We start from the raw sequence: 10,678 nt of genomic DNA, 5'->3' as shown, positions 1-10,678 counted from the left end.
GGTCACCGTTTCTTTCCTGCCGGGCTCTTCTCGCCCCCTCCCCTGGCCCCCGGCGGGGGGGCGGGGCACACCCCGCGCGACCCAACGCGGGGTGCCCGGCGCTAAGGGGGGCCAGGGGTGCGGCTAGGGGTGTCAGCGCGCGTTCGTCCCTCCTAGCTTGAGGGTGCCGGCAACAGGACTGCTTTCACCCGCGTCGTGTCGCCGCGATTCACGTAACGCACCTGGGGGTGCGCGCCGCCGTGTGGGAGAGGTTGCTTTGACGCAGAACGAGCAGAAGCTTCGCGATTACCTCAAGCGGGTTACAGCCGATCTGCACCAGACCCGGCAGCGTCTCGGCCAGGCCGAGGACCGGCCGCACGAGCCGATCGCCGTCGTCGGCATGGCCTGCCGTTTCCCTGGTGGCGTGACCTCGCCGGAAGATCTGTGGCGGCTGCTCGAAGGCGGCGGGGACGCGATCACGCCGTTCCCGGCCGACCGCGGCTGGGACCTCGACCGGCTTTACGACCCCGACGCGCGCCACACCGGCACGTTCTACGCCCGCGGCGGTGGATTCCTGCACGACGCCGCCGAGTTCGACCCCGCCTTCTTCGGGATCTCGCCGCGGGAAGCGGTGGCGATGGATCCGCAGCAGCGGCAGTTGCTCGAAGTGTCCTGGGAGGCCGTCGAGCGGGCCGGGCTCGACCCGGTCGCGTTGCGTGGCAGCCGGACCGGGGTGTTCGCCGGGGTGATGTACCAGGATTACGCGGCCCGGCTCGGCGCCGTTCCCGACGACGTCGAGGGGTATCTCAGCAGCGGCAACGCCTACAGTGTCACTTCCGGCCGGATCGCCTACACGCTCGGTCTCGAAGGTCCGGTGCTGACCGTCGACACCGCCTGTTCGTCCTCGCTGGTCGCGCTGCATCTCGCGGTCCAGTCGCTGCGTCATGGCGAAGGCGATCTCGCGCTGGCGGGTGGTGTCACCGTGATGTCCACACCGGACACCTACATCGACTTCAGCAGGCAGCGCGGTCTCGCGCCGGACGGCCGCTGCAAGTCCTTCTCCGACGACGCGGACGGCACCGGGTTCTCCGAGGGCGTCGGCATGATCGTGCTGGAGCGGCTGTCGGACGCGCGGCGCAACGGGCATCAGGTGCTGGCCGTCATCCGGGGTTCGGCGGTGAACTCCGACGGCGCCAGCAGCGGACTGACCGCGCCGAACGGTCCGTCCCAGCAGCGGGTGATCCGTGCCGCGCTGGCGAACGCGCGGCTTTCGGCCGACCAGATCGACGTCGTCGAGGCGCATGGCACCGGCACGACGCTGGGTGACCCGATCGAGGCGCAGGCGCTGCTGGCGACGTACGGTCAGGACCGCCCGGCCGACCGTCCACTGTGGCTCGGCTCGCTCAAGTCCAATCTCGGGCACACCCAGGGCGCCGCGGGCGTCGGCGGCGTGATCAAGATGGTGCTCGCGATGCGCCACGGCCTGATGCCGCGGACCCTGCACGTGGGCACGCCGTCCCAGAAGATCGACTGGTCGGCGGGTGCGGTGTCGCTGTTGACCGAAGCCAGGGAGTGGACCGGGGAAGCACGCCGGTCGGCGGTGTCGTCGTTCGGGATCAGCGGGACGAACGCGCATGTGATCCTGGAGCAGGCTCCGGAAATCGAAGCTGTTCCGGCGAACTCGCCCGACGTCGTGCCGTGGGTGTTCTCGGCGCGGGATGGCGAAGGCCTCCGGTCGCTGGCCGGTCGCCTCGCGGAGTTCGCGGACGAGTCCGAGGTGGACGTCGCCGAGGTCGCGCGTGCGCTGGCGGGTTCGCGGGCTTCGCTGCCGCATCGGGCGGCGGTCGTGGGTTCCACCCGGGAAGACTTCGCCGCCGGTCTGCGGTCACTGGCCGACGGTGGTCCAGGCGTGACCGGGGTGGCCCGCGGCGCCCGGCCGGTGTTCGTGTTCCCCGGCTATGGCGCGCAGTGGCTGGGCATGGGTGTCGAGTTGCTGGATGCGTCGCCGGTGTTCGCCGAACGGCTGATGGAGTGCGATCAGGAATTGCGCCGTTGGGTGGACTGGTCGCTACTGGACGTCCTCCGGGGTATCGACGGCGCGCCATCGGTCGAACGCGCGGACGTCGTGCAGCCCGCGTTGTTCGCCGTGATGGTGTCGCTGGCCGCGGTCTGGCGTTCGTACGGGGTGACCCCCGCCGCGGTGACCGGGCATTCCCTCGGCGAGGTCGCGGCGGCGTGTGTCGCTGGAGCCCTGTCGCTGCCGGACGCCGTCAAGGTCGTCGCACTGCGGTCCCGGGTGCTGATGTCTCTCGCGGGGACCGGCACCATGGCCTCGATTCCCCTGACCGTGGACCAGGTCCGGGCCAGGCTGGCCGGTACCGAGGGGATCGGGATCGGCGCCGTCAACAGTCCTTTGTCGACAGTGGTCACCGGGGACACCGCGGCGGTGACCGGATTCGTCGCCGCCTGCACCGCCGAGGGGATCCCCGCCCGCCTGGTCCCGATCGACTACGCGTCCCACTCCGCCCACGTGGAGGCCGTCCGCGGCGAGTTCGCGCCGATGCTCGACGGCATCGAACCGCGAGACGGTGAAATCCCGATGTTCTCGACCGCCCGTGCGGAGGTGGTTCCCGGATCCGCGCTGACCGGCGACTACTGGTTCGAGAGCCTTCGCGGCGTGGTGCGGCTCGCCGATTCCGTCACCGCACTGGCGGGCGACGGCTTCGGGCCCTTCATCGAGGTCGGCCCGCATCCCGTGCTCACCGTCCCGATCCAGGAATGCCTGGAAGCGGCCGGGTCGGACGCGGCCGTGGTGCCGACCGTGACGCGGAAATCAGCCGATGTCCCCACGTTCCTGAAGTCGTTGTCGCGGGCGTACACAGCAGGTGTCACTCCTGATTGGACAGTGCTGCTCGGCGAGGGCCCGGTGGAATCCGGCCTGCCCACCTACCCGTTCGCTCACGAGCGCTACTGGCTCGACGCGACCACGGCGTTCGCGCCCGGCGAGGACACCGACAGCAAGCTGTTCTGGGAGTACGTCGAGCGGCACGACATCGAGGCACTCGTCGACACGCTGGACGTCGGCACGGAGACCGGGCGTACCTCACTCGGCACGCTGCTGCCCGCACTGTCCGAGTGGCGCCGCAAGAGCCGTCTAGACTCCACAGTGGACAGCTGGCGCTACCGGATTACCTGGAAACCCGTGCAGGGAGGCGGAACGGCTCAGCTGACCGGGACGTGGCTGGTCGTCACGCCGGACGGCGAGCCCGGCGACTGGACGGCCGAGGTCCCGAGGGCACTCGTCGCGCACGGCGCGGAAGCCGTCGTGCTCGGCGTCGACCCGGCGATCGCCGGCCGGGACACGTGGACCCGCCTGATCACGGACGCGCTCGAAGACCACCCCGAGATCCAGGGAGTGGTGTCGCTACTGGCTTTCGACGAGCGTCCCCATCCGGACCACCCGGCCGTCGGTGCCGCGGTGATCGGCACGGCCGTCCTCACCCAGGCCCTCGGCGACGCGGCCGTGCGGGCGCCGCTGTGGATCGCCACCCGCCACGCCGTCTCGGTCGGCCGCGCCGACCTCCCGGCCGCCCCCTGGCAGGCCCAGGTCGGCGGCCTCGGCCGCGTGATCGGGCTGGAGCATCCGGAGCGCTGGGGTGGCCTGGTCGATCTGCCGGAAGCGGCCGACGAAAAGACCGCGGAGCGCCTGATCGCCGTGCTGGCCGGTCTCGGCGACGAGGATCAGCTCGCCGTCCGCCCGGCCGGAATCCTCGTCCGCAGGCTGATCCGGGCCGAAGCCGGGCAGCCCGCCCGCACCCGGTGGACCCCGCGGGGCACCATCCTGATCACCGGCGGCACCGGCTCGCTCGGCAAGCACGTCGCCCGCCGCCTGGCGCGTGACGGAGCCGAACACCTGGTGCTGACCAGCAGGCGCGGCCCGGAATCGGCGGGTGCCGCGGAACTGGTCGCCGAGCTCGGCGAACTGGGTGCACGGGCCACCGTCGTCGCCTGTGACGCCGCAGACCGCGACGCGCTCACCGACGTCTTCGCGGGCCTTGGCGACGAGTCGCTGACCGCCGTCGTGCACGCCGCCGGGGTCGGCGACCTCGCCTACCTCGCGGACACCGGCGCGGACGAGATCGCCGCCGTGGTGACCGGAAAGGTCGCCGGCGCGGTCAATCTGGACGAACTCCTCGGCGACACACCGTTGGACGCCTTCGTGCTGTTCTCCTCCAACGCGGCCGTCTGGGGCGCCGCCGGACAGGGTGCCTACGCGGCGGGCAACGCCTTCCTCGACGCCCTCGCCGAACAACGCCGCGCACGCGGCCGCGCCGCCACGTCCATTGCCTGGGGTGTGTGGGGCGGCGGCAGCGGCATGATGCGGGCGGGCGAGGAAGACTTCGTCGTCCGCCGCGGAATGCGGTTGATGGACCCCGAAACCGCGGTGTCCGCCCTGATGCGCTCGGTCGAACTCGACGACACGTTCGTTTCGGTCGCCGACATGGACTGGAGCCGGTTCCTGCCGGGTTTCCGGGCCGCGCGCCCGCGTCCGCTGTTCGACGACCTGCCGGAGGCGCGGGAACTCCTGGCTGCCGACGCCGTCGAGGCGGCCGAGGTCGTCGGCGGGCTGGCCGCGACCCTGTCGACGGTCGCGGAGGCCGACAGGCTTTCCGTGGTCCAGGAACTCGTCCGCGAGGTGGCCGCCGCCGTACTGGGTCACAGTGGTGCCGGGCGAATCGACCCGGACACCGCGTTCCGTGATCTCGGGTTCGACTCCTTGACCGCGCTGGAGCTGCGTAACCAGCTCGCCGCGGCGACCGGGGTGAAGCTGCCCGCGACGCTGGTGTTCGACCACCCCAGCACCACGGCCGTCGCCCGGTTGCTGCTGGCCGAGACCGTCGGCGCGGACGTGCCCGCGGCCGTTGTCACCACGACGGCCGCCGCGAACGACGAGCCGATCGCCATCGTCTCGGTGAACTGCCGGTTCGGCGGGGCACGCACACCCGAGGACCTGTGGCGGGTACTGGCCGAGGGCCTCGACACCATCACCGAGTTCCCGGCCGACCGCGGCTGGGACGTCGCCGGGATCTACGACCCGGAGCCCGGGAAACCCGGCAAGACCTACACCACCGAGGGCGGTCTGCTGGCGGGCGCCGGGGACTTCGACCCGACATTCTTCGGCATCAGCCCGCGTGAGGCGCTGGTGATGGACCCGCAGCAGCGGATCGTGCTGGAAGCGGCGTGGGAGACCTTCGAACGGGCCGGGATCGACCCGGTTTCCTTGCGTGGCAGCAAGACCGGCGTCTTCGTCGGCGCGTCCGCGCAGGAGTACGGAGTGGACGCCCGAGAGGCACCCGAGGGAACGGAAGGGTATTTCCTCGCGGGATCCCAGACTTCGGTGGTTTCCGGTCGGGTCTCCTATGTGCTCGGCCTGGAAGGACCGGCCATCACCGTGGACACCGCTTGCTCGTCCGCGCTCGTCGCCGTGCATCTCGCGTGCCAGTCACTGCGCAAGGGGGAATCCTCGCTCGCGCTCGCCGGTGGCGTCGCCGTGCTGGCCACCCCCGGCGCCTTCCTCGAGTTCGGCAGGCAACGTGGCCTCGCCCCGGACGGCCGGTGCAAGCCGTTCGCGGAGGCGGCCGACGGCACCGGCTGGGGTGAAGGCGTCGGCGTGGTACTGCTGGAGCGGCTGTCGGACGCCAAGGCCAACGGTCACCAGGTGCTGGCCTTGGTCCGTGGTTCGGCGGTGAACTCCGACGGCGCGTCCAACGGGCTCACCGCGCCGAACGGCCCCTCGCAGGAGCGGGTGATCCGGCAGGCCCTCGCGGACGCGGGGATGACGACGGCCGACGTCGACGTCGTCGAAGCACACGGAACCGGTACCCGCCTCGGCGATCCGATCGAGGCACGCGCCCTGCTGGCCACCTACGGCCAGGATCGTGAAGCCCCTTTGCTGCTGGGCTCGGTGAAGTCGAACTTCGGGCACACGCAGGCCGCGGCGGGTGCGGCCGGGATCATCAAGATGGTGCTCGCCATGCGGCACGGTGTCGTGCCGAAGACCTTGCACGTCGACAAGCCGTCCAGCCATGTGGACTGGACGAAGGGTTCGGTCGCGCTGGTGACCGAACCGACGCCATGGCCGTCGGTCGACCGCCCTTGGCGTGCCGGGGTTTCGTCGTTCGGGATCAGCGGGACCAACGCGCACGTGATCATCGAGCAGGCGGAGCCGGAAGAGTCCACCTCGGACACCGCGGTGGTTTCGACCGACGTCGTCCCGTGGGTGTTGTCCGCGAAGTCCGAGGCGGCGCTGCGGGATCAGGCGGTGCGGCTGAAGTCGGTCGCTGACCTGGATCCGGTCGACGTGGGACTTTCGCTGGCGTTGTCGCGGTCCCGGTTCGAGTACCGGGCCGTGCTCACCGGCGATCTGACCCGGGGCTTGGCCGCGCTGGCGGCGGGCGAACCCGATCCGGCGGTGAGCCGGGGGAGCGCGGCCACCGGCAAACTCGCGGTCGTCTTCACCGGCCAGGGCGCGCAGCGGCTCGGGATGGGACGTGAGCTGTACGAGGCGTTCCCGGTGTTCCGGGACGCGTTCGACGCGGTGTGCCTGGAGCTGGACCGGCAGCTGCCCGAGCCGATCCAGCGGGTTGTGTTCGAGCAGGCGGATCTGCTGGACCGGACGCTGTTCACCCAGGCCGGGTTGTTCGCCGTCGAGACCGCTTTGTTCCGGCTGGCCGAGTCGTGGGGTCTGAAGCCGGACTTCGTCGCGGGTCATTCGATCGGGGAGCTGGCCGCCGCTCACGTCGCGGGAGTGCTGTCGCTCCCGGACGCCGCGACTTTGGTCGCTGCTCGTGGTCGTCTGATGCAGGCTTTGCCGACGGGTGGCGCGATGCTGGCCGTCGAAGCAACGGAGGCCGAGGTCGTCGCGAACCTGGTGTCCGGGGTGGACATCGCTGCGGTGAATGGTCCGGCGTCGGTGGTGGTGTCCGGTGACGAGGCCGGGATCGCCGAGCTGGAGAGGGTTTTCGCGGGGCGCCGGGTCAAGCGGCTCCAGGTCAGTCATGCGTTCCATTCGCACTTGATGGAGCCAATGCTGGCCGAGTTCCACGCGGTCGCGAAGAGCTTGGAGTTCCACGCTCCGAAGATTCCAGTGGTGTCGACCGGAGATGTCCGCGACCCAGAGTACTGGGTTTCCCATGTGCGCCAAGCGGTCCGGTTCGCGGACGGGGTCGCGGCGATGGTGGCCGACGGCGTCACGACGGTGATCGAGCTCGGTCCCGGTGGCGTGCTGTCCGGCATGGGCCAGTCGTGCACGGAAGACGCGGTCTTCCTGCCCGCGTTGCGCCCCGGACGTTCCGAGGTCCAGACGTTCACCCAGGCGCTGGGTGAGGCCCACGTCCGCGGCACGCGGCTGGACTGGACCGGGGTGTTCGCCGGTCGCGGTGGACGGCGGATCGACCTGCCGACCTACGCCTTCCAGCACGAACGCTACTGGCTGGAACCGGCCCCGAGCACCGGCGAACCGGGCACGCTCGGCCAGATCGCGACCGGGCATCCGCTGGCGGGCGCGGCCGTCGAGCTGCCGGACGACGGGAACACCGTGCTGACCGGCCGGATCTCGTCACGCACCCAGCGCTGGGTCGCCGACCATCGGGTCCGGGGCGAGGTCCTGCTGCCGGGAACCGCGTTCGTGGACCTGGTCATCGCGGCCGGCGACCAGGCCGGCTCCAGCGTGATCGACGAGCTCACCTTGGAGAACCCGCTCGTCGTCCACGAGGACGACGCCGACCTGCGCGTCACCGTCGCCCCGGCCGACCGGCAGGACCGCCGGGCGTTCACCGTGCACTCACGGACCGAGGGCGGCGCGTGGCTGCGGCACGCCGCGGGCTTCCTCGCGACCGCCGGTGCGGCATCGGCGAACTTCGGCCTCACCGAATGGCCGCCGCCGGGTGCACAGGCGCTGGACGTCGAGAGCCGTTACGCGGAACTGGAGGAGGCGGGCTTCGGCTACGGCCCGGCGTTCCGTGGCCTGCGGTCCGCCTGGCGTGCGGGAACCGACGTGTTCGCGGAGGTGGCCCTGCCCGAAGGGTCCACTGTGGACACCTTCGGTCTGCATCCCGCGTTGCTGGACGCCGCGTTGCACGCCATCGGCATGGGTGAGCCCGTCGAGGACGGCCAGCGCGCCAAGATCCCCTTCGCGTGGACCGGTGTGCGCCTGTTCGCGAGCGGCGCGTCCGCGTTGCGGGTGCGGATCCGGCCCGCCGCCCACGGCGCGGTGACGATCCAGGTCGCCGACCCGGCGGGAGCGCCGGTGGCGTCGGTGGACTCGCTGATCTTCCGCGAGGTCTCCCAGGACGACCGGGGCGTCGCACGTCCGCACAAGAACCTGTTCCATCTCGATTGGGTTCCCGCTTCGACGGGTACGGCCGAGACGGATGTCGCGGTGATCGGCTCGGTGACGCTGGCGCTCGGCGGGATCGTCGCCGAAAGCCTGGAGGCGCTGCCCGGAGACGTGCCGGACTTGGTCTTCTTCCCGTTGCCGGAAGGCACTTCGCTCGACGGCGGCCGCGCGGTGCACGCCTCCGTCCACAGTGCACTGACGGCCGCCCGGAGCTGGCTCGCCGAGACGCGGTTCCAGCACGCGAAACTCGTCTTCGTCACCAGGAACGCCACCGCGGTCCGGCCCGGCGAGGACGTGACGGATCTGGTCAACGCGGCGGTCTGGGGCCTGGTGCGGTCGGCGCAGGCGGAGAACCCCGGCCGCTTCGTCCTGGTCGACGTCGACGAGTGGACGTCGACACCCACCGCGTGGCCCGCGGACGAAACCGAACTGGCCGTACGGGACGGCGAGATCCTGGTGCCCAGGCTGGTACGCACCGAGGTGCCGTCCAACGGCGCGGCGGAACTGAACCCCGAGGGCACCGTGTTGATCACGGGTGGCACCGGCACCCTCGGCGGGCTGGTCGCCCGGCATCTCGTCGCCGACCACCGTGTCCGCCGTCTCGTGCTGACCAGCCGCGGCGGGCGGTCCTCACTGGGTGCCGTCGAGCTGGAAGCCGAGCTGATCGCGCACGGCGTCGAGGTGAAGATCGAGACATGCGACGTCGGGGACCGCGAGGCCCTGCGCCGTGTCCTGGACGCCATCCCGGCGGAACACCCGCTGACGGCCGTGGTGCATACGGCGGGGGTGATCGACGACGGCATCCTGGAGTCGCTCACCGCCGAACGGGTTTCCCCGGTCCTGCGGCCGAAGGTCGATGCGACGGTGCACCTCCACGAGCTGACCGAGGACGCCGATCTCGCCGCCTTCGTGGTGTTCTCTTCCGCCGCCGGTGTCCTCGGCAACGCGGGACAAGCCGGTTACGCGGCCGCCAACGCGTTCATGGACGCACTCGTCCAGCACCGCCGGGCGGCGGGTCTGCCCGGTGTGTCGCTGGCGTGGGGGCCGTGGGCGCGGGAGAGCGCGATCACCGGCGGTCTCGCCGGTACCGACGTGGCCCGGATGAGCCGCGGCGGGATCTCGCCGCTCGCCACGGAAGACGGTCTGGCGCTGTTCGACGTCGCGGGTGCTTCCGCGCACGCCGTGGTCCTGCCGATGCGGTTCGACCCGGCGTCCGCGCCGATGACACCCTTGCTGCGTAACCTCGTCCGCGGCCCGGCACGCCGGACCGCCGCCGGCGCGCAGGCCGGTGACCAGGCCGCGAGCCTGCTCGCCGAGCTGACGCCACTGGCCGCGGACCGGCGCCGCGCCACCCTGCTCGACCTGGTCCGGGTCAACGCCGCGACCGTCCTCGGCTTCACCGGGACCGAGGTGGTCGGCGCCCAGCGGCCCTTCAAGGATCTGGGATTCGACTCGCTGACCGCCGTCGAACTCCGCAACCAGCTGACCGCGGTGACCGGGCTGCGGCTGCCCGCGACCCTGGTCTTCGACTACCCGACCCCGGCCGACGTGGTGACACAGCTGCTCACGGAGCTGTTCGGGGCCGAGGCCGAGACGACTGCGGAACCGGTGACGCGCGCCGAGATCGACGAGCCCATCGCGATTGTCGCGATGAGCTGCCGGTACCCGGGCGGCGTCGCGTCGCCTGAGGACTTTTGGCGGCTGCTGGCGGACGGCGGCGACGGGATCACCCCGTTCCCCACTGATCGCGGCTGGAGTCTCGACACGCTCGTCGACGACGACCCGGACCACGCCGGGACCACGTATGCCCGCGAGGGCGGTTTTCTGCACGACGCGGCCGAATTCGACGCCGGGTTCTTCGGGATCTCGCCGCGTGAGGCACTGGCGATGGATCCGCAGCAGCGGCTGCTGCTGGAGGCGTCCTGGGAGGTGCTGGAGCGGGCGGGGATCGACCCGGTTTCCTTGCGGGGCAGCAAAACCGGGGTGTTCACCGGCCTGATGTACCACAACTACGCGGCCAGGTTGCTCTCCGTGCCCGCCGAACTGGAAGGGTTCGTCGGCAACGGGAGCGCGAGCAGTGTCGCCTCCGGCCGGGTCTCCTACACCCTCGGGCTGGAAGGTCCGGCGGTCACCGTCGACACGGCGTGCTCGTCTTCGCTGGTCGCCTTGCACTGGGCCGTGCAGGCACTGCGGCGCGGTGAGGCCACCCTCGCGCTGGCCGGCGGCGTCACCGTGATGCCGACCGCGGACACGTTCGTGGGTTTCTCCCGGCAGCGCGGCCTCGCCGCGGACGGCCGGTGC

General features: G+C 71.3%; 1 protein-coding gene (cut by a window edge). It reads left to right on the top strand.

Features of this window, described 5'->3' with window-relative positions:
• Nucleotides 1-256: 256 nt before the first annotated feature.
• A protein-coding gene (locus AB0M65_RS11305; RefSeq protein ID WP_364025048.1) for a type I polyketide synthase crosses the window boundary here: on the top strand, nucleotides 257-10,678 show its 5' portion. The gene runs 4,434 nt beyond the window's last position; only the first 10,422 of its 14,856 coding nucleotides appear in the window; it begins with the start codon at nucleotides 257-259; its stop codon lies off the right edge, out of view.

Source organism: Amycolatopsis sp. NPDC051071 (assembly GCF_040682875.1).
Classification (GTDB): domain Bacteria; phylum Actinomycetota; class Actinomycetes; order Mycobacteriales; family Pseudonocardiaceae; genus Amycolatopsis.
This window is presented reverse-complemented; position numbering and strand designations above follow the sequence as displayed.